A 19,825-nucleotide genomic window follows, 5' to 3' on the forward strand; every position below is an offset into this window, starting at 1 on the left:
GCATGACCGGAGATCGATGCGTATGAACAACGGGGTAGCGCATCCGGCCGTGCCCACCCGTTACCCGTTCGTTGCCTGTCCCGCGCCGGAACGCGCCGCCGAGGCGGTCGCACAACGTGCGTCGCTTTTATGCGTTTTTTACTTGCGCTGCAGCAAACGACGCGAATACAATCCGCCGCAATTCATCAAGGGAGTCCCTCCGTGGACACATGCTCTAGTTGCAGTTCGATGCCGGTTCAGGCCGGCCAAGCCATCGCGAGATAGCAGCCAGACGCATGTCTTTCGCCGCTAGCTCGCATTCGTCGGGTTAGCGCGCTTCCTCCCGGGCCGGCCATCGCCGGTTCGTCCGTTGCACGCTCCATTACGTTCCACCCTCCGATCGCAGGCCGCGTCACGCGTCCGCGCTCGATCACGTCGTCCGGCCCGAGCCGGACCGGACGGAGGCAGCGTCATGTTTCTTCAATCGTTCGCGGTCAGACTCAAGCGCATCGTGCATGTCGCATGCGACCGCTCGTTCGTATCCGGCCTCTCGCCGCTCGCCCACGCGTTCAGCAACTGGCGCGGCACGGCGCTCGCCTACGTGTCGGCAGCACCGCGCCCGCTCGACTGCCTGCTGTTCGCCGCAATGGCAGCCGCGGTCGCGATCGTCGCGCTGCTGTGCTCGGCCGCATCGCGCCTCGGCTTCGCGCAGGTGTGGCGCATCGGCGGCTGGCTGCCGTAAGCCCCCTCGTCGCACGGCAGTGCCGCGCGCGACCGCCTTGCCGCACGCCCCGAATCACGTTTTCGTTTCGTCAGCCTAACTAATCAAACCGTCAACGGAACCCGCATGAAGAACTACCTCGAACCCGTCCCGCGCAAGTTCCGCGTGAATGCGCTCGCCACGCTGCTGCTGTCGCTCGCCGCCGCGCCCGCGTTCGCGCAAGCGTCGCCGCCGGCCGCGGCCGATCCGGCGGCCGGCGCCGGCGACGCCGCCGCTCCCGTACAACAGGCCGCCGATGCTGCCGCGCCCGCTCCCGGCGGCTTCTGGGAACGCTCGAACCTGCTCGGCAACATGGGCGGCCTGCGCGACGTGCTCGGCGATCACGGCATCACGCTGAGCCTGCAGGAAACCGGCGAGTACCTGTACAACACGTCGGGCGGCACGAATCGCGGCGGGGCGTACCAGGGGCTCACTCAATTCGGCTTCAACGTCGACACGGGCAAGGCGGTCGGCCTGCCGGGCGGCACGTTCAACGTGTCGGCGCTGCAGATTCACGGCACCAACCTCACGCAGCGCTATCTGCAGACGCTGCAGACTGCGACCGGCATCGAGGCGAATTCGACCACGCGCCTGTGGGAGCTCTGGTACCAGCAGTCGCTGCTCGACGGCAAGGTCGACGTGAAGGTCGGCCAGCAGAGCGTCGACCAGGAATTCATGGTGAGCCAGAATGCGGCGACGTTCATGAACGCCACGTTCGGCTGGCCCGTGCTGCCGTCGACCGACCTGCCGGCCGGCGGCCCCGCGTATCCGCTGTCGTCGCTCGGCGTGCGGCTGCGCGTGAAGCCGGCCGATGCGTGGACCGCGATGGTCGGCGTGTTCGACGGCAACCCGGCCGGCCGCACCGACGGCGATGCGCAGGTGCTGAACGCGCACGGCACGAACTTCAACCTGCGCAGCGGCGCATTCGTGATCGGCGAACTGCAGTACGCGCTGAACGCGCCGCCCGCCGATCCGAAGGCGCCGCAGCCGGCCGGACTGCCGGGCACGTACAAGCTCGGCTTCTGGTACCAGTCGCAGCACGCGAACGATCCGCGCTACGGCACCGACGGCCTGTCGCTCGCGAATCCGGCGAGCAACGGCATTGCTGCCACCCATCGCGGCAACTACGGGCTCTATGCGGTTGCGGACCAGATGGTGTGGCGGCCGTCGGCCGACAGCCCGCGCTCGGTCGGCGTGTTCGCGCGCGTAATGGGTGCGCCGGGCGATCGCAATATCGTCGATTTCGCCGCCAACGCAGGCGTGACGCTGAAGGCGCCGTTCAAGGGGCGAGACAACGACGTCGCGGGCCTCGCGGTCGGCTACGCGAAGATCGGCTCGCATGCGCGCGGCCTCGACGGCGACACCGGCGTCTACACGACGCCCGGCTATCCGGTACGCCGTGCGGAAACGGTGGTCGAAGCGACCTACCAGTACCAGGTCACGCCGTGGTGGCAGATGCAGGCCGACCTGCAGCACTTCTTCCGTCCGGGCGGCGGCATCCCGAACCCGAACGCGGCCGGTGCGCGCATCGGCGACGAAACGGTGGTCGGCGTGCGCACGACGATCACGTTCTAAAGCGGGTCTGATGCAAACACGGGCCGGACGGCCGCTCGCGCGACAGTCCGGCCCGTGCGTTCTCTTGCGGGGCAAGCGCGCGGCCCGGGCCGCGCGTCACTCGCCGTACAGCCCCAGCAGTTTCAGCGTGACGCCGTTGGTCCAGCCGAACCCGTCCTGCAGCGGATACTCGCCGCCCCCGCCGCCGCCCGTGCCGGCGCCTTCGACCACGTACTTCTCGACGAGCTTGCCTTCGGTCGCGTACACATGCTTCACGTCGGACAGGAAACGCGTGCCGATGTCCTTCGCGAGCGCCGGTTCGCCATAGCGGCGCAGCCCGTCGATCGCGATCCACTGCAACGGCGCCCAGCCGTTCGGCGCATCCCACTGCTGCCCGGTGTTCTCGGTGGTCGTCGCGAGGCCACCCGGCTGCAGCAGCGTCTTGCGCACCTCGCGCGCCGTCGCCTTCGCGCGCTCGGGCCAGGCCACGCCCGCGAACAACGGATACAGCGCGGCGGCCGTCACGGCGTCACGCGGCTTGCGCAACTGCCAGTCGTAGTCGCCGTAATAGCCGCGGCGGTTCCACAGATAGTGGTTGATCGCGGCCGCCCGCCGCGCCGCGCGCGCCGAAAAATCGGTCACGCACGCAATGTCGCGCGTGACCGCGCAGCCCTTCACGATCGTCGTCTCGAGATGGAACATCAGGCTGTTCAGGTCGACCGGCACGATCGACGTCGTGCGGATCGTCGCGAGCGTCTTGCCGTCGCCGAACCAGCGCGAGCTGTAGTCCCAGCCGCTTTCGGCACCCGCACGCAGGTCGCGGTAGACCTCGTTCGCCGGGCGCCCCGGCGCCGATTTCGCGGTCGTCACGTCCTCGAGATACGACTCGTCGCGCGGCGTATCGCTTGCATCCCAGTAGCGGTTCAGCACCGCGCCATCGGGCATCGCGACCACGTTGCGCGCAGCCTGCCCGCGCGGCGTCGTGGTTTCGCCCTGCATCCAGTACGCATGCTCCTTGCGCAGTGCCGGCAGGTATTTCTGGTAGACCTTGTCGCCTTCGGCCTGCGCGGCAAGCGTCACCATGTACGCGAAGAACGGCGGCTGCGAGCGGCTCGCGTAATACGTGCGGTTGCCGTTCGGGATGTGCCCGATCGTGTCGATCAGATGGGCGAAGTTGTCGAGCATGTTGTCGACGAGATCCTCGCGGCCCGACACCTGCAGCCCGAGCATCGTGAAATAGGTATCCCAGTAGTAGCCTTCGCGGAAACGCCCGCCGGGCACGACGTACGGCTTCGGCAGCGGAATCAGCGAACTGTAGGGCGGCACCGTCGTGCTCGTGCGCGTGAGCTGCGGCCACAGCCAGTCGATGTGCTGGCGCAGCGTCTGGTTCGGCGGCGGCGTCACGCCGCCCTCCGGGGGCGGCGTGAAATGCTGGCCGACGAACGCCTTCAGCGAGAAGCCCGGCTGCGATTTCTGTTGCTGATACAACTGCACGATCGTCGCGGGATCGCTATCGGGCGTCGCGTCGACGAAGGTCTTCTGGTCGGGATAGATCTGCGCGGTCTGCACCGCGACGAACAGGTCGCCGTAGAGCTGGCTCGGCGGCGGCAGCAGCGTGCCCGACGCGGGGGCGGCAACCGCGGCCGTAGCCGGCGCGGCCGACTGGGCAGCCGCCTGCGCGGCAGCCTGGTTCGCATTGTCGGCCTGCGCAGCGCAGCCGGCGACGGCGAGATACGCGACGGCCAGTGCAGCGGCCCAGCGAAGTCGCGGCACGGGTGGCGCGAAACGCGGTGAAAGACGGAGCGACAAGCGCGTTGAGAAGCGGGCTGAGAAGCGCGATGCAATCGATGCGGCACGACGTGACGTCATGACGTGTCCCCTCCTTTCGATGGTGAGTGGGTCGGCACGAGGTCTCGTTCGCGCGAGCGCTCGTCTCGATGGCCTTCGATCGATGCGCGTCGTTTTGTGTTGCGAGTGGGTCCGACTGTCGCACGAAACGTGCGCATCAAGCAAGTTTCGATTCACGCGACTCGCGCAGATAGCCGCGTACGGCCCGCCACGCACGCGCGTCGAGCGCATCCGCATCGGTCTCGCCGCGCGCGCCCGCCGCATCGACGATCCCCTTCACGATCGCGAGCAGATCGTGCGCGACGACGTCGGGCGCCGCGACGCGCGGCGCATCGCGCAGCGTGAGCGCATGCAGCAGCGTCGCGTGGATGCTGTCCGCGACGCGTGCGGTACGCGCGCCGAGCGGCAGCCGCGCCTCCTCGAAGTCGATCAGCCGCGCGAGCACCGGACGGCGCATCTGGTGCGCGACGGCCGCACGCACCAGGGCGCGCAGTACGTCGTCGCATGACGACAGCGCGCCAGCCCGGTCGACGTCGCCGAGCAGATGCGCACTCTCGCGCTCGACGAGCGCGGCCGTCAGCGCATCGCGATTCGGGAAGTATTGATAGAGCGAACCGATGCTCACGCCGGCCAGCGCCGCGACCGCGTTGGTCGTGTAACCGTCGAAGCCGTTGCGCTCCAGAATGCGAGCAGCGGCCTCAACGATCGCGTCGACGGTGGCCACCGAGCGGCGCTGACGCGGCGCCTTGCGGGGCGACAGCGGGATTCGCGGGGACGATTCGGACATGGTCGGCATGCGAGTTTCGAATATGAGCAAACGCTCATATTCTAGAAACGCTCTCCCGCTCTGTCAAAAGGGAATCGGCGTGCGCCGGCAAACCGCGATCCCGCTCATCGTGTTCATGCTCTTGAAGACGCGCCCCGAATGGCTCGGCCGCCCCGTGCCCGAACGCTGACGGCTGCTGCGCGAATTCATCGCGCCGATTGGCAAGGCTCACGGCGAACGCGTGTCGCCGCGCGTCTACGGCACCCCGTTCTACTCGGCACGCGTGACCGACGTGCGGATCCGGAATGCACAGGATCGCCACGCATGCAAACCCATGATCGACGCGCTTCGCGAGAGGCCATTCCGGGATCGCGACTTCGACATCGTCGAGATCCTGGCGAGTGTCGAGAACGTATCTGCGGCCAACGGCGACGACGCAGTCGCGCCGTTGGCCGTCGAGGTTCATGCGGCACGCAGACGCGGTGCATGCGCTCCATTTTGCGCAGTCGTTCTTTCCATGCCGCCCGCCAACCAAGACGACTGTTGCAACATGCGGAACAACTGTTGTCGTACGTGACTCAACGGTCACATTGTGGGCATAATGGCGTCTTTACCGCGCGCCCAGCCCATGTCGCCCGTCTTTCTAGCACCGCTCATCGTTGCCTGTGCGTTGTTCATGGAAAGCGTCGACGCGAACATCATCGTCACCGCCCTCCCCGCGATGGCGAGGGACTTCGGGCACAGCCCCGTCACGTTGAACATTGCGATCACGGCCTACGTGGTCGGGCTCGGCGTATTCATTCCGATCTGCGGCTGGCTGGCCGACCGCTTCAGCGCACGCTCCGTGTTCCGCACCGCGATCGGCATCTTCGTCGTCGGCTCGCTGATGTGCGCGGCGTCCAGTTCCCTCGGCGTGCTCACGTTCGCACGCTTCATCCAGGGCGTCGGCGGCGCGATGATGGTGCCCGTCGGCCGCATCATCATCTTCCGCGCAGTGCCGCGCTCGGATCTCGTCCGGGCGATGAACTACCTAGCGATTCCCGCACTGTTCGGGCCCACGGTCGGGCCGCTCGTCGGCGGCTTCATCACGACCTACCTGCACTGGCGGATGATCTTCTTCATCAACGTGCCGATCGGCATCTACGGGATCTACCTCGCGAGCAAGCACATCGCGAACACGCGCGAGCCCGATCCGGGCCCGCTCGACTGGTTCGGCTTCCTGCTGTCCGCCAGCGGCGCCGCGCTGCTGCTGATGGGCCTCACGCTGATCGACGGTTCGCTCACGTCGCGCTCGAACGCGCTCGTCATGTGCGCGGCCGGCACCGTCCTGCTCGCGCTCTACGTGCCGTATGCGCGACGCAAGGAGCGGCCGGTGCTCGACCTCAGCTTCCTCAAGATCCCGACGTATCACGCGAGCGTCGTCGGCGGGTCGCTGTTCCGCATCGGCCTCGGCGCGGTGCCGTTCCTGCTGCCGCTCGCCCTGCAGGAAGGGCTCGGCATGAGCGCGTTCCATTCGGGGCTCATCACGTGCGCGTCCGCGTTCGGCGGCGCGATGAGCCGCTCGACGGCCACCCATACGCTGCGCCGCTTCGGCTTCCGTACGGTGCTGATCTACAACGCGGCATTCGCGGGGCTCGCGATCGCCGCGTACGGCGTGTTCCATCCCGGCATGGCGACCTGGGCGATCTGGCTGATCGTGCTCGTCGGCGGCATCTTCCCCGCGCTGCAGTTCACGAGCCTGAACTCGATGATCTACGCGGACATCTCACCGCGCGATGCAGGCCGCGCGACGAGCCTCGGCAGTGTCGTGCAGCAGATGTCGCTTGGTCTCGGCGTGACGGTGGCCGGCCTCGTGCTGCATATTTCGCACTGGCTGCAGGGTCATCAGAAGATGGTGTGGTCGGATTTCTGGCCCGCGTTCGTCGTGGTCGGGCTGTGCTCGTTCGCGTCGATTCCGATCACGCGGCGGCTGCCGCCCGGCGCCGGCGACGAAGTCGCGCGCGGCAAGCGGCAATAGCAATCAGGCGGACGAGCGGGAAATAGCGGAAGGGGCCGAACGGGCAGAGAGGAAAGCCGCCCGCGAAACAAACCGGAAAAACCAAAAAAATCAGCGGACATCCACACGGGGCCGGTGCACAGCCGCATGGATGTCCGCTCAGGGCTCCGGGTCTCCCGATGGGGGTTGAGAATCCCGGATTCGCTTCCTGCGTGCCATGGACATATGTGCGTCGGAAGCAAAATCGTTGCGCGCATTGATCGTCGCGCCATGCACTGCACTATAGGGAAACTTGCGAAATGCATCTGTCAACCATTGTCAGACACGGTGCATCGGCAGCGCGCACGCGCGCGCCGCTTTCGCGCTAAAGTGGTTCCCGACCATCACTCCCGGCCGCCCTTCCGATGCTTACGCTCTCGACCGCCGCCGCCCGCGCGCTGCATCTCGCCGCGCAGGGCCTGCTGACGCCGCCCCGCCGCAAGGCGACCAAATCCGACGTGCTCGACACGATCCGCCGGATGGCGCAGCTGCAGATCGATACCATCCACGTCGTCGCGCGCAGCCCGTATCTCGTGCTGTTCAGCCGTCTCGGCGATTTCTCGCCGCAGTGGCTCGACGAACATCTCGCCGAAGCGCGCCTGTTCGAATACTGGTCGCACGAAGCGTGCTTCCTGCCGGTCGAGCAGTTCGGCCTGATGCGCTACAAGATGCTCGATCCGTCGGGGATGGGCTGGAAATACGCAGCCGAGTGGCATGAGCAGAATCGTCCCGACATCGAGCGGCTGCTCGCGCGGATTCGCGCCGAGGGGCCCGTGCGGTCGGCCGATTTCGCCCGCGAGGATGGCGTGAAAGGCAACGGCTGGTGGGATCGCAAGCCCGAGAAGCGCCACCTGGAAGTGCTGTTCACGACGGGCGACCTGATGGTGTCGGAACGCCGCAATTTCCAGCGCGTGTACGACATACGCGAGCGCGTGCTGCCCGACTGGGACGATATGCGCGACCTGCCGCCGCGCCACACCGTGCTGCCCGCGCTGCTCGATTACACGTGCCGCGCGCTCGGCGTCGTGCGCGCCGACTGGGTAGCCGACTACTATCGGCTGCCGCGCCGTTCGTACCGCGCGGAGCTCGAGCAGCTCGCGGACGCGGGCGACCTGATCCCGGTGGCAATTGAAGACTGGAAGGAGCCGGCCTACGTGCATCGCTCGCTCGAAGCGCTGCTGCCGGCAGCGGAGGCCGACACGCTGCGCTCGACGGTCACGACGCTGCTGTCGCCGTTCGACCCGGTCGTGTGGGACCGGCGGCGTGCCTCGGTGCTGTTCGATTTCGATTACACGATCGAATGCTATACGCCCGGGCACAAGCGGCGTTACGGCTATTTCTGCCTGCCCGTGCTGCATCGCGGCCGGCTGGTCGGGCGCATCGACGCAAAGGCGCATCGCACGCTCGGCACGTTCGAACTGAAGGCCGTGCATGTCGAGCCGGGCGTGCGGTTCGGCTCGGGGCTCGCAGCCGATGTCGCGAAGGCGGTGAAAAAGCTCGCGGCATGGCACGGCACGCCGGAAGTCACGGCCCGGCAGGCCCCGCCTGAGCTGGTGAAGGCGCTGGCCGGCGCGTAGTCGGTCACGCAGCCGGCTCGCAAGGCGGCGCCGCGCGCCGCCGGCCGCCGATCAGTCGCGCAGCTTGCGAAAACGCGGCGTGCCGTCTTCGAGGGTCCCGTTGAACATTGCTTCCGGCCGCACCCACAGGCCGCGCGCATGCGGCCACAGGTGTTCGTACACGACTACCGATTCCTCGGTTTCGGAATGGCGGGCAACGCCGATGTAGCGGTACAGCCCGCCCTTGTAATGGCGATGCGTCGCGAGCTGTTCGGCTTCCTGTTCGGTCATGATGGGCTTCTCTTCGGCAAAAACGGAAAGCGCGTATTGTATGCGCTGCACCGCGCGTCAGCGTTGCGCGTAGATGTCCGGGCGGCGGATCTCCATCACCCGCTCGGGATTCGCAGCCGGCCCGAAGCCGACGGGCCGGTACAGCTCGTGCGCATCGGACGTCACGAGCATGATGCGACGCAGGCCCTGCACCATCTCCTGCGCGAACACGTGGTCGATCAATGCACGGCCGTAGCCGTTGCCGCGTTCGGCCGGCAGCACGAACACGTCGCACAGGTACGCGAACGTCGCATGATCGGTGACGAGCCGCGCGAAGCCGACGAGCCGGTCGCCCACGTAGGCGCCAAAGCACAGCGAGCCCTCGATCGCACGCTCGACCACGTCGCGCGGAATGCCCTGCGACCAGTACGCGTCGCGATGCAGGAAGTCGAAGATCGCGTCGACGTCGAGTTCGCGCTTGTCGGTGGAAAATCTCAGCGTGGCGGGGGTGGCAGCAGGCACGTCGGTCTCCGGTCGGTGTCGTGGAAGACGAAACGTCGACGATACCGCGCGGCGTGCGGGGCTACAAGCGGCGCCGCTCGATGGCATCGGCCCACCTGATTCGGTGACAATGTCGGCTGCCCAATAAACTCGCCACGCCGCTTCATGCCCTATCGCCTCATCGCATTCGACTTCGACGGCACGCTTGCCGATTCGCTCGACAGCTTTCTCGCGGCGCTGTCGGAAGCGTCGCGCCTGCACGGCTTTCGCGACGCCACGCCCGAGCTGCGGCCGGCGCTGCGCGGCATGTCGGCGCGCGACATCATTCGCGCCCTCGACGTACCGATATGGAAAGTGCCGCGCGTGACGATCGACATGCGTCGCCTGATGCAGCCGCGCGTCGCGCACGTGGCATTGTTCCCCGGCGTCGACGAAACGTTCGACGCGCTCGCCGCGCGCGGCATCCGCATCGCGATCGCCACGTCGAACACCGAGGAGATCGTGCGCGACCGGCTCGGCCCGCGCGCCGGCAGCCGTGTCGAGTATTTCGCGTGCGGCATTCCGCTGTTCGGCAAGGCACGCCGCCTGCGCGCGCTCGTTCATGAGGCCGGCGTGCGCAACGACGAAGTGCTGTATGTCGGTGATGAAATCCGCGACGCCGACGCGGCACGACGCGCGCGTATCGCATTCCAGGGCGTCGCGTGGGGCTACACCGCACCGGACGCGTTGCAGGCGCATTGCGCAACGCCATTGCTGCCCCGTCTCGACGCATTGCTCGATCGCGTGTGACGCATGCAAGTGCATCGTGCGCCGGGCTCGCCCCATTGCTCGACGCGCACGACCTCGCACGGCACCTCAGCACGACGATGAACAGCAGATGACACCCACGTGCATCTCGCAGGCCGCATGCGCGCAAAAATTGCCGCCGCCACGCACGCAACAGGTACGCAATACCTGCCCGCGTGCCGGCTCATCGATTCGTCTTACCAACCGTTACACAAACCACAGCGCGGTTGCACCTGCTACCGGGTCGCTCTCCTAGAATCAGTCGGGCCGGGAAACACCTCGACCGGCGCCGCGGCAGAGCGGCGGTCGAATCCGGCCCGGGCGCGCCCGGTCTCTCGCACAGCGACGGGTCACCTGATCCGTTTTTCAACCAGAGCCCCGATCGAAAGGAGGTCCCATGAACCGCTTTCCCCACATCTCGCGCCTTGCTTTGTCTGCCGCTGGCCTGCTTCTCGTCGCCGTGACGGCGACCGCGCAAACCGCACAACCGGCACCCGCCGCGCCTGCTGCGCCGGCCGCTGCCGCGACGCGTATCCACGAAGCCGACCAGGCGTTCATCACGGATGGCACGAAGACTGTCTCGACCCAGCACGACGCTGCACGCATCGCCGATGCGCGCACGTCGGACAGCCAGGTCAAGGCATTCGCGCAACGCGTGTCGACCGACGATGAAAAGATCATCCAGGCGATGCGCGCAGCCAGCCCGCGCGGCGTCGACGTACCGGCCAACGACCCCGACACGGCCGTGCTGAACAGCATCAAGAGCCTGCGCGGCGCCGAGTTCGACAAGGCGTATATCGAGCAGGTCGCGCTCGCCGGCCAGCAGAAGACCATCTCGGCATTCCAGGCCGAGATCGCATCGGGCCGCGACACGAAGCTGAAGGAAGTCGCACGCCAGTCGCTGCCGATCCTGCAGAAGCACTACGCCGACGCGCAGAAGCTCGCAGAACGCCACCACCTCGCCTCGGCGCAGTAACGCGCCGCAACGCCGCGCATCGCGCGCGGCGCACTGCTTACCCCGTCGTCGCGTCGCCGCACCCGTTCCGGCGGCGCGACGCGCTTCAAACGCCACGCGTTACGCGTTATGGCACGAGCTTCGCCAGCAACCGCGCACGCACTTCCGGCCATTCGTCGTCGATGATGCTGAAGCGCACCGAATTGCGCTTGCGGCCATCCGGCATGATCCGTTCGTGCCGCACGATTCCTTCCTGCTTCGCACCGAGCCGCAGGATCGCCGCACGCGATTTCTCGTTCAGCTCGTCGGTCGTGAACTGCACCCGCACGCATTGCAGCACGTCGAACGCATAGCCCAGCAGCAACCATTTCGCTTCGGTATTCGCGCGCGTGCGCTGCGCCGATTCGCTCAGCCACGTATGGCCGATCTCGAGCTTGCGGTTCTTGCGGTCGATCTTCCAGAAGCGCGTGCTGCCGATCACGCGGCCCGACGCGCGATCGACGATCGCAAACGGCATCACGGTGCCGGCTGCATGCCCCTGCAACGCCGTGTCGACATAGGCGTCGATCGTGTCCGGGCCCGGCACGACCGTGACTTTCAGGTTCCACAACTGGCCATCGGCGGCAGCGTCCAGCAGCGCCTGCCGGTCGGACCGGTCGAGCGGCCTCAGTGCGACGTGTTCGCCGGTGAGGATCGGTTGTTCGACGGAAGCAGAAACGTCGGTCATGAAGGGTTCCGGAAAGAGGCGACGATGACGGCGAAACGCCCATCATACGGCCGCCTCAGCCGAGGAGCGTGGCCAACCGGCGGCGGATCGCCTTCGCCTCGCCGCGCAGTGCGCCGGCAAACGCATCGAGAAGCAGGCTCTTCGGCCGGTGCTCGGGCACGATCATGCTGACCCGGTACGGAAACGACCGCGTGAGCGGCCGCACGTGCAGGTCGCGCCCGACGAAGTCGAGCGCGGTCAGCGGATTGACGATCGCGGCGCCGAGCCCCTGCCGCACGAACGCGCACACCGACACGGCCGACGGTGTGTCGACGACCGAGCGCGGCGCCACGCCGAGCTGCGCGAACGCCTCGTCGATCAGGATGCGGTACGGATCATTCAGCGACAGGCTCACGAACGGACGATCGGCGAGATCCAGCAGATCGATCGCATCCTGCGCGAGCAGCGGATGGCCGTCGGGCAGCACGCACACTTCGTCGACTTCGAGCAGCGCTGTGAGCACGGTGCCGGCGGGCGCGACGTCGCGCTCGGTCAGCCCGAGGTCGTAACGCTGTGCGGTCAGCCACTCTTCGAGCACCGGCGATTCCTGCGTCGCAACCGACACGCTGACGCCCGCATGTGCGTCGTGAAAACGCCGGCACGCACCGGGCAGGATCGCGTGCGAGAACGCCGGCAGCGCGATCACCGACAGCTGGCCGTCGCGAAACTCGCGCAGCCGCGCGGCGGTCTCCGCGACACGTTCCAGACCCACATACGCGAGCCGCACGTCGTCGAACAACGTGAGCGCGGCCATCGTCGGCCGCAGCCGGCCGTGCGTGCGCTCGAACAGCGCGAAGCCGACGACCTGCTCCATTCGCGCGAGCTCGCGGCTGATCGTCGGTTGCGACGTAAAGAGCATCTCGGCCGCGCGCGTCGTGCTGCCGGTGACCATCAGCGCGCGAAAGACCTCGATATGGCGGTGCGTGAGCATGATCCTGTATATCAAATATGAATCGAATCTTGATAAACAGGCATTTTACTGTATAGCCAATCAGGCGCATCATTCAGGCTATCCGTTCATTCGTTCCGATTCATCTGCCATGTCCCTCGATTCCCGCCAGCTCGCGACGCTCGCGCAGCAATACGGCACCCCGCTGTGGGTGTACGACGCCGACGTCATCCGCGACCGCATCGCCCAACTGCGTCAGTTCGACGTGATCCGCTATGCGCAGAAGGCGAACTCGAACATCCATATCCTGAAGCTGATGCGCGAGGAAGGCGCGTGCGTCGACGCCGTGTCGCTCGGCGAGATCGAACGCAGCCTCGCGGCCGGGTTCAGCCCTTCCGGCGAGCCGGAAGGCGTCGTGTTCACGGCCGACCTGATCGACCGCCCGACGCTCGCGGCCGTGCTGAAGCATGGCGTGACCGTGAACGCCGGTTCGCTCGACATGCTCGCGCGCATCGGCGAGCACGCACCGGGCCACCGCGTGTGGCTGCGCGTCAACCCCGGTTTCGGCCACGGCCACAGCAACAAGACCAACACCGGCGGCCCCCAGAGCAAGCACGGCATCTGGATCGACGACGTGCCGCGTGCGATCGAGATCGTGCGCCAGTACGGGCTGAAGCTCGTCGGCATCCACATGCATATCGGTTCGGGCGTCGACTACGGCCACCTGTCGCAGGTGTGCGACGCGATGGTCGACCTCGTCACGTCGCTCGGCCACGACATCGACGCGATCTCGGCTGGCGGCGGCCTGTCGATCCCGTATCGCGACGGCGAGCCGCGCGTCGACGTCGGTCACTACTTCAGCCAGTGGGACGCCGCGCGCAAGCGGATCGAGCAGCATCTCGGCCACCCGGTGCGCATCGAGATCGAACCGGGCCGCTTCCTCGTCGCCGAGGCCGGCACGCTCGTCACCGAAGTGCAGGCCGTCAACCGCCGGCCGAAGCACGATTTCGTGCTGATCGACGCGGGCTTCAACGACCTGATGCGCCCGTCGATGTACGGCAGCTACCACGCGGTGTCCGTGCACACGCACGATGGCGCGCTGCCGGCCGGCCGGCCGCTCGTCGATCTCGCGATCGCGGGGCCGCTGTGCGAATCGGGCGACGTGTTCACGCAGGACGCGGGCGGCGTGGTCACGCACCGCAAGCTGGCGCAGCCGCAGATCGGCGACCTGCTGTTCCTGCACGACGCGGGCGCGTACGGCGCGTCGATGTCCTCGAACTACAACAGTCGGCCGCTCGCGCCGGAAGTGCTCGTCGATCGCGGCGCGCCGCGATTGATCCGCCGCCGGCAGACGATCGACGAATTGCTCGCGCTCGAAACGTTCGAGTAACGCGCATCCCGCGTGACGAAGGCCAACGGCCAGGCTTGCCGCTAACGGCAGCCTGGCCGTTTTGCTTTTCGACACGGCCCGAGCGCACCCAGGCGCAACCGTCCGCCCGCACCGTAGCACCTGATCCTTCTCATCGCGCGCAACCGCAGCAGATCGCATGCGCCACCGCTCGCACGCAGAGAAAAACATTCCACGTCGCGTGAAAAGTGCACGCATCTTTGGAAACACATTCCCTTTTGACAAAACTAAGATTGCCCTCAGTCGCACCGCATTCCTGTCGCCGGATACGCATCGACGATGCGTCCGGCCCACCACACTCGCAATGCTGCACGGGCAATCATGAATCGCACGCTTGAACGCTTCGCCGCGCACGCCGGCCTTCGCTGCTGCTCGCGCACCTGCCTCATCCATCCGTACGCGCTCCGGCCCTGCATCGCCCACGAACGCATGCCGTAACGCACGGCATCGCGCACGGCGGACAGCGACGCTCGCCGCCTCACGCTTCACCGACTTCCCGCTCACGGCGACGCCGCCCGTCGCCGCGGCGTCGCACACCCTGAATTTTCGACAACAACCACGGAGACAACCATGAAGCACTTCACCCCGACGCTCAAGCACGGCATCGCGGCCGCCCTCCTCTGCATCGCGACCGCGACATCGCACGCGGCCGACCTGCTCGACACCGTCAAGCAGGCCGGTGTGCTGAAGATCGCACTCGAAGGCACCTACCCGCCGTTCGACTACCGCAATGCCGACGGCCAGCTCGAAGGCTTCGACGTCGACGTCGCGAAGGCGGTTGCCGCCCGCCTCGGCGTGAAACCGCAGTTCGTGACGACCGAATGGAGCGGGATTCTTGCCGGCCTGCAGGCCGGCAAGTTCGACGTGATCGTCAACCAGGTCGCGATCACACCGTCGCGCCAGCAGGCGCTCGACTTCAGCGCGCCGTACGTGTACTCGTCCGCGCAGCTGCTGCAACGGCAAAACGACACACGCGCATTCAAGTCGCTCGACGAACTGAAAGGCAAGAAGGTCGGTGTGACGATGGGCAGCAACTACGTCGATCTCGTCAAGACCGTGCCTTCGATCGACCTGCAGGTCTACCCGGGCACTCCCGAGAATCTGCGCGACCTCGCGGCGGGGCGGATCGACGCGGCGGTCAACGATCGCCTGATGCTCAGCTACCTGATCAAGAACTCACACCTGCCGCTGCGCCCCGGCTCCGTGCTCGCGGGCGGAGAAGACCGGATGGGCATCCCGTTCCGCAAGGGCAATCCGAAATTCGCGAAGGCGATCGACGATGTAGTCGCATCGCTGCAGCAGGACGGCACGCTGAAGAAGATCTCGATGCAGTGGTTCGGCACCGATACGTCCAGGCCGGTGACGCAATAACGCAGCCCGCCCCGCGCCCGCGCGCACGCATGCGCGGGCCGCCGGGCACACAATCAGGAGACACGTGATGGAAGCACTCGAACTGGTCGTTCATACGCTGCCCGTGATGGTCAAGGGCGCGGTGCTCACGCTGAAATTCGCCGTGGCGTCGATGGCGCTCGGCCTCATCCTGGGGCTCGCGATAGCGATCATGCGGATCGGCAGTAACCGGCTCGCGGCGGCGTTTGCGCAGGGCTATGTCAGCCTGATGCGCGGCACGCCGCTGCTCGTGCAGATGTTCGTCGTCTACTACGGGCTGCCCGATCTCGGCATCACGCTCGACCCGACGACGGCAGGCATCTTCACGCTGACGCTCAACGCGGGCGCCTATCTGTCGGAAAGCATGCGCGGCGCGATCCTCGGCATCGGACGCGGACAATGGGCGGCCGCACACAGCCTCGGCCTCACGCACGTGCAGACATTGCGCTACATCGTCTGCCCGCAAGCGCTGCGCCTCGCCGTGCCGAGCCTCGGCAACACGCTGATCAGCCTGATCAAGGACACGTCGCTCGTCTCCGTGATCACCGTCACCGAATTGCTGCGCTCGACCCAGGAAGTGATCGCGGCGACCTTCCAGCCGTTGCCGCTCTATCTCGCCGCTGCCGCGATCTACTGGGTGCTGAGCACGCTGCTCACGCGGCTTCAAGGCCGCGTCGAGACGCGCCTCGCGCTGCCGTCCACGCATTGAACGCGGGCTGCCCCTTCACCCTGAACCTCAACGATGGACAGAACATGATCACGCTCGACAACGTATCGAAATGGTATGGCAAGCATCAGGTCCTCTCGGCATGTACTGCCGCGGTCTCGAAAGGCGAAGTGGTCGTCGTGTGCGGCCCGTCGGGCTCCGGAAAATCGACGCTCATCAAGACGATCAACGGTCTCGAGCCGTTCCAGAAAGGCAGCATTACCGTCGACGGGATGCGGCTCGGCGACCCTGCCGCGAAGCTCGCGCAATTGCGCGCCCGCGTCGGCATGGTGTTCCAGCATTTCGAGCTGTTTCCGCACCTGTCCATCACTGAAAACCTGACGCTTGCGCAGGTCAAGGTGCTCGGCCGCCGCAAGGACGAGGCCGTCGAGAACGGCATGAAGCTGCTCGATCGCGTCGGGCTGAAGGCGCACGCACACAAGTATCCGGGGCAGTTGTCCGGCGGACAGCAGCAGCGCGTCGCGATCGCGCGCGCACTGTCGATGAACCCGGTCGCGATGCTGTTCGACGAACCGACCTCCGCGCTCGATCCCGAAATGATCAACGAAGTGCTCGACGTCATGGTCGAGCTGGCGCGCGACGGGATGACGATGGTCTGCGTGACGCATGAAATGGGCTTCGCGCGGAAGGTCGCGCATCGCGTGATCTTCATGGACCAGGGCGCGGTGGTCGAGGACGCCGCAAGCGACCGGTTCTTCGCCGCGCCGCGCTCCGAACGCGCGCGCGACTTCCTCGACAAGATCCTGCATTGACCGCGCGACGGCTGCCCCGCTTCGATTGACCGACACTCAAAGGAGACATCTTGAACCACCTGCATTCGACCGACACCGTTCTCGCCCATGAAGGCCGCTCGCACGGCCAGCCCGGTTCGCCCGTGAACCCGCCTGTCTATCGCCAGTCGACGCTGCTCTTTCACGGCACCGACGCGCTCGACGCCGTCCGCGGCACGCCGCTCGCATACGGGCGCCACGGCAGCCCGACCACGCGCGCGCTCGAGAAGGCGCTCGCGCGGCTCGAAGGCGCGCACGCCGCACTACTGACACCGAGCGGCCTTAGCGCAATCACGACCGCGCTGCTCGCCGTGCTGAATCCGGGCGATCATCTGCTGATGGTCGATTCCGTGTACGACCCGACACGCGCGTTCTGCGACGAGACGCTCGTGCGCCTCGGCATCGAGACGACATACTACGATCCGTCGATCGGCGCGGACATCGCGTCGCTGATGCGGCCGAACACACGCGCGGCATTCGCCGAATCGCCGGGCTCGCTGACCTTCGAGGTACAGGACATCCCGGCCATCAGCCGCGTCGCGCACCGGCACGGCGCCGTCGTGCTGCTCGACAACACATGGGGCACGCCGCTGAATTTCCGCTCGTTTTCGCGTGGCGTCGACGTGTCGATTCATGCAGCGACAAAATACATCGCCGGACACTCCGACGTGCTGATGGGGGCGATCCTGACGACCGAGGCGCTCGCGCCAAGAGTCACGCGCTTCTACCGCCAACTCGGGATGACCGTCAGCGGCGACGACGCGTATCTCGCACTGCGCGGCCTGCGTACGCTGTCGGTCCGGCTCGAGCGGCACCAGCGCAACGCCCATGTGCTGATCGAATGGCTCGCGAAACAGCCGGAAGTCGCGCAAATCCTGTATCCGGCACGGCACGGCGATCCGGGCCACGCGCTGTGGCAGCGCGATTTCACCGGCGCATGCGGGCTATTCGGCGTGGTGCTGCATCCGCAGCCCGACGATGCGGTGCGTGCGCTGCTCGACGGAATGACGTGCTTCGGCATGGGGTATAGCTGGGGCGGCTTCGAAAGTCTGATCATCCCGTCGAATCCGTCGCGCCACCGCACCGCCACGCAATGGGCCGCGACAGGCCCGCTGCTGCGGATTCACGCGGGGCTCGAGCATCCCGACGACATGATCGCCGACCTCGCCGCCGGTTTCGCAAGGATGCGCGCCGCCGCGCTCGCGGAAGCGTGAAATCCGGCGATCCAGCCCCACCGCATCACGTTTTATTCACCCGTTTCCCCAACCCTTAGCGAGACCATCATGAAAGACAAGCTTTTCATTCTCCGCCCGGATTTCTTCAAGGACTCCGAAGGTCCGTTCTACTGCGGCGATTCGGTTTCCGTCGAGGGACTGCTGAGCTTCTATCCGCGGTTGCGCGACGCTGTCGACGTCGAATACATCGACGCACCGCGCCCTCGCCAGCCGATCGTCGCGCTGATCGGCGCGGACAACCAGTCGGCGCCGGTACTCGTGCTCGGCAACGGACAGGTACCGGATGACGACACCCTCGCGATTCGGGAGCACAACGGCCGGCGCTTCATCGATTCGCCTGCTGATATCCGGCGGTATCTGTCGTCGCAGTATGGGGTGGCGCACGTCGCGTAACCACACAGGCGTGTGCTGTCCGGCGACGGCATGGAACGGGGCGCGCGATGCGCGGCCCGTTCTCCGTCTCGTCGCCAGCCGCACACTAGCTCACCGTCACTCGCAGGTCGGCGCCTGCCGCGCGCCACGCCTTCAGCAACGCCGCACGCCGCCGCGGATAACGCGTATCCAGCGGTTCCAGCGCGACGATGCGATCCGTCCGGAAATGCCGGAAATCGTCCCGGCCTTCGCACCACGCCGCCACGATCCGCACGTCATTGAAATAGCCGAGCGCGAATGGCCACACGATCCGTTCATCGAGCGTTTTCCGGCCCTCGCCCGCGTAGCGGATCCAGAGCTTGCTTTCGGTCCGGATCGCCGCGCGCACGACACCCATGTCGACGGTTTCCCGATCCACGATCGTGCGCGGGCCGACGAGCAGCGTCGTGCATTCCATCTCGCGGCGCAATTCGGCAGGCAGCACCGCGGAGATCTTCGCGAGTGCATCGGCGGCAGCCGTCGTGAGCTGCGCGTCCGCGAACTTTCCGACCCAGCGAAAACCGAGCATCAGCGCTTCCAGTTCCGTTTGAGAAAACATCAACGGCGGCAGCATGAACCCGGCGCGCAGCACATAGCCGACACCCGGCTCGCCGTCGATATCCGCGCCCTGCGCCTGCAGCGACGCGATATCGCGATAGACCGTGCGGAGGCTGATGCCGAGTTCCCCGGCCAGCACGCGGCCGCTCACCGGGCGGTGGTGGCGCCGCAGCACCTGCAGCAGCGAGAGCAATCGTTCGGCGCGCGTCATCGTTCCATGCTGCCACTTTCTGACAGCATCCATTCCTAGAATGGGACGCATCTTAATCGATCCCAGGACGGCTCCGCATGACTTCCCCGAATCTCGTTCTTCTGTATGTCGAGGACCCGGCGCGCAGCGCGCAGTTCTACGAGCGCCTGCTCGGGCGCCCGCCCGTCGCCGCGTTTCCCACCTATGCGGCATTCACGTTCGACAACGGGCTGCATCTGGGCCTGTGGTCGACCAGCGCGCGCGATTTCGTATCGGGCGGCGCCGGCCACCGTTCGGAACTCTCGTTCATGGTCGACGACGACCGCGAAGTCCGGCGCCTGTATGAAGCGTGGACGGCGCTTGGCGTGCCGTTCGAGCAGGCGCCCATGACGGCCGTGTTCGGCCTGACGTTCGTCGCGCTCGACCCGGACGGGCACCGGTTGCGCGTGTGCATGCCGGACAAGTAAGCGCG

General features: G+C 66.7%; 21 protein-coding genes. 14 read left to right on the forward strand and 7 right to left on the reverse strand.

Annotation, left to right across the window (positions count from 1 at the left end; translation table 11 throughout):
* Positions 1 to 451: 451 nt before the first annotated feature.
* Complete coding sequence (locus B7G54_RS07820; protein WP_085038567.1) at positions 452 to 721, forward strand: hypothetical protein; 270 nt, start codon at positions 452 to 454, stop codon at positions 719 to 721.
* Between the two features lie 105 nt (positions 722 to 826).
* Complete coding sequence (locus B7G54_RS07825) at positions 827 to 2,314, forward strand: carbohydrate porin (RefSeq protein WP_085038568.1); 1,488 nt, start codon at positions 827 to 829, stop codon at positions 2,312 to 2,314.
* A 96-nt stretch (positions 2,315 to 2,410) separates the two neighbouring features.
* On the opposite strand, the gene treA is transcribed toward B7G54_RS07825, so the two are convergent.
* On the reverse strand, positions 2,411 to 4,162 hold the full coding sequence (treA, locus tag B7G54_RS07830) for an alpha,alpha-trehalase TreA (protein ID WP_085038569.1): 1,752 nt from the start codon (positions 4,160 to 4,162) through the stop codon (positions 2,411 to 2,413).
* A 136-nt stretch (positions 4,163 to 4,298) separates the two neighbouring features.
* Positions 4,299 to 4,928 (reverse strand): TetR/AcrR family transcriptional regulator, encoded by a 630-nt coding sequence (locus tag B7G54_RS07835; protein ID WP_085038570.1) that lies wholly within the window; start codon positions 4,926 to 4,928, stop codon positions 4,299 to 4,301.
* Between the two features lie 220 nt (positions 4,929 to 5,148).
* Between B7G54_RS07835 and B7G54_RS40215 the strand changes: the two genes are divergently transcribed.
* From B7G54_RS40215 to B7G54_RS07850, 3 genes are all read left to right on the forward strand, one after another.
* A complete protein-coding gene (locus tag B7G54_RS40215; RefSeq protein WP_425266461.1) occupies positions 5,149 to 5,484 on the forward strand; it encodes a darcynin family protein in 336 nt (111 codons plus the stop codon).
* A 51-nt stretch (positions 5,485 to 5,535) separates the two neighbouring features.
* Positions 5,536 to 6,924 (forward strand): MFS transporter, encoded by a 1,389-nt coding sequence (locus B7G54_RS07845; RefSeq protein WP_085038571.1) that lies wholly within the window; start codon positions 5,536 to 5,538, stop codon positions 6,922 to 6,924.
* Positions 6,925 to 7,307: 383 nt separating this feature from the next.
* A complete protein-coding gene (locus B7G54_RS07850; RefSeq protein ID WP_085038572.1) occupies positions 7,308 to 8,519 on the forward strand; it encodes a winged helix-turn-helix domain-containing protein in 1,212 nt (403 codons plus the stop codon).
* Between the two features lie 51 nt (positions 8,520 to 8,570).
* Here B7G54_RS07850 and B7G54_RS39610 read toward each other — a convergent pair whose 3' ends face one another.
* Both B7G54_RS39610 and B7G54_RS39615 read right to left on the reverse strand, forming a co-directional pair.
* Positions 8,571 to 8,789, reverse strand: coding sequence for a DUF1653 domain-containing protein (locus tag B7G54_RS39610; RefSeq protein ID WP_175931766.1), 219 nt, complete (start codon positions 8,787 to 8,789; stop codon positions 8,571 to 8,573).
* A 57-nt stretch (positions 8,790 to 8,846) separates the two neighbouring features.
* Positions 8,847 to 9,290, reverse strand: coding sequence for a GNAT family N-acetyltransferase (locus tag B7G54_RS39615; protein WP_244289286.1), 444 nt, complete (start codon positions 9,288 to 9,290; stop codon positions 8,847 to 8,849).
* A gap of 144 nt (positions 9,291 to 9,434) precedes the next feature.
* Here B7G54_RS39615 and B7G54_RS07860 point away from each other — a divergent pair, with 144 nt between their 5' ends.
* Complete coding sequence (locus tag B7G54_RS07860) at positions 9,435 to 10,058, forward strand: HAD hydrolase-like protein (protein WP_085038573.1); 624 nt, start codon at positions 9,435 to 9,437, stop codon at positions 10,056 to 10,058.
* A gap of 394 nt (positions 10,059 to 10,452) precedes the next feature.
* Positions 10,453 to 11,031, forward strand: coding sequence for a DUF4142 domain-containing protein (locus tag B7G54_RS07865; protein WP_085038574.1), 579 nt, complete (start codon positions 10,453 to 10,455; stop codon positions 11,029 to 11,031).
* 106 nt (positions 11,032 to 11,137) lie between these two features.
* Here the strand turns inward: B7G54_RS07865 and B7G54_RS07870 are convergent, their stop codons facing one another.
* Positions 11,138 to 11,737, reverse strand: a complete 600-nt coding sequence (locus B7G54_RS07870; protein ID WP_085038575.1) for a GNAT family N-acetyltransferase — start codon at positions 11,735 to 11,737, stop codon at positions 11,138 to 11,140.
* A 55-nt stretch (positions 11,738 to 11,792) separates the two neighbouring features.
* Positions 11,793 to 12,707 (reverse strand): LysR family transcriptional regulator, encoded by a 915-nt coding sequence (locus B7G54_RS07875; protein ID WP_085038576.1) that lies wholly within the window; start codon positions 12,705 to 12,707, stop codon positions 11,793 to 11,795.
* 109 nt (positions 12,708 to 12,816) lie between these two features.
* Here B7G54_RS07875 and lysA point away from each other — a divergent pair, with 109 nt between their 5' ends.
* The 6 genes from lysA to B7G54_RS07905 all read left to right on the forward strand — a co-directional run bounded on the left by lysA (position 12,817) and on the right by B7G54_RS07905 (position 18,587).
* Complete coding sequence (lysA, locus tag B7G54_RS07880; protein WP_085038577.1) at positions 12,817 to 14,055, forward strand: diaminopimelate decarboxylase; 1,239 nt, start codon at positions 12,817 to 12,819, stop codon at positions 14,053 to 14,055.
* A gap of 588 nt (positions 14,056 to 14,643) precedes the next feature.
* Complete coding sequence (locus tag B7G54_RS07885) at positions 14,644 to 15,444, forward strand: transporter substrate-binding domain-containing protein (RefSeq protein WP_085038578.1); 801 nt, start codon at positions 14,644 to 14,646, stop codon at positions 15,442 to 15,444.
* Between the two features lie 67 nt (positions 15,445 to 15,511).
* The gene (locus B7G54_RS07890; RefSeq protein WP_085038579.1) at positions 15,512 to 16,171 is read left to right on the forward strand and encodes an amino acid ABC transporter permease; all 660 of its coding nucleotides are present in this window, start codon (positions 15,512 to 15,514) and stop codon (positions 16,169 to 16,171) included.
* Between the two features lie 44 nt (positions 16,172 to 16,215).
* Positions 16,216 to 16,941 carry an amino acid ABC transporter ATP-binding protein gene (locus B7G54_RS07895; protein ID WP_085038580.1) on the forward strand — a complete coding sequence of 242 codons (726 nt, stop codon included), beginning with the start codon at positions 16,216 to 16,218 and terminating at the stop codon, positions 16,939 to 16,941.
* A 50-nt stretch (positions 16,942 to 16,991) separates the two neighbouring features.
* A complete protein-coding gene (gene metC / locus B7G54_RS07900; RefSeq protein WP_085038581.1) occupies positions 16,992 to 18,173 on the forward strand; it encodes a cystathionine beta-lyase in 1,182 nt (393 codons plus the stop codon).
* Positions 18,174 to 18,242: 69 nt separating this feature from the next.
* Positions 18,243 to 18,587, forward strand: coding sequence for a DUF3088 domain-containing protein (locus B7G54_RS07905; RefSeq protein WP_085038582.1), 345 nt, complete (start codon positions 18,243 to 18,245; stop codon positions 18,585 to 18,587).
* An 85-nt stretch (positions 18,588 to 18,672) separates the two neighbouring features.
* Here B7G54_RS07905 and B7G54_RS07910 read toward each other — a convergent pair whose 3' ends face one another.
* Positions 18,673 to 19,374 (reverse strand): helix-turn-helix transcriptional regulator, encoded by a 702-nt coding sequence (locus B7G54_RS07910; RefSeq protein ID WP_085038845.1) that lies wholly within the window; start codon positions 19,372 to 19,374, stop codon positions 18,673 to 18,675.
* A 77-nt stretch (positions 19,375 to 19,451) separates the two neighbouring features.
* Here B7G54_RS07910 and B7G54_RS07915 point away from each other — a divergent pair, with 77 nt between their 5' ends.
* A complete protein-coding gene (locus B7G54_RS07915; protein ID WP_085038583.1) occupies positions 19,452 to 19,820 on the forward strand; it encodes a VOC family protein in 369 nt (122 codons plus the stop codon).
* Positions 19,821 to 19,825: the final 5 nt, after the last annotated feature.

It is taken from the genome of Burkholderia puraquae (assembly GCF_002099195.1).
Lineage (GTDB): Bacteria > Pseudomonadota > Gammaproteobacteria > Burkholderiales > Burkholderiaceae > Burkholderia > Burkholderia puraquae.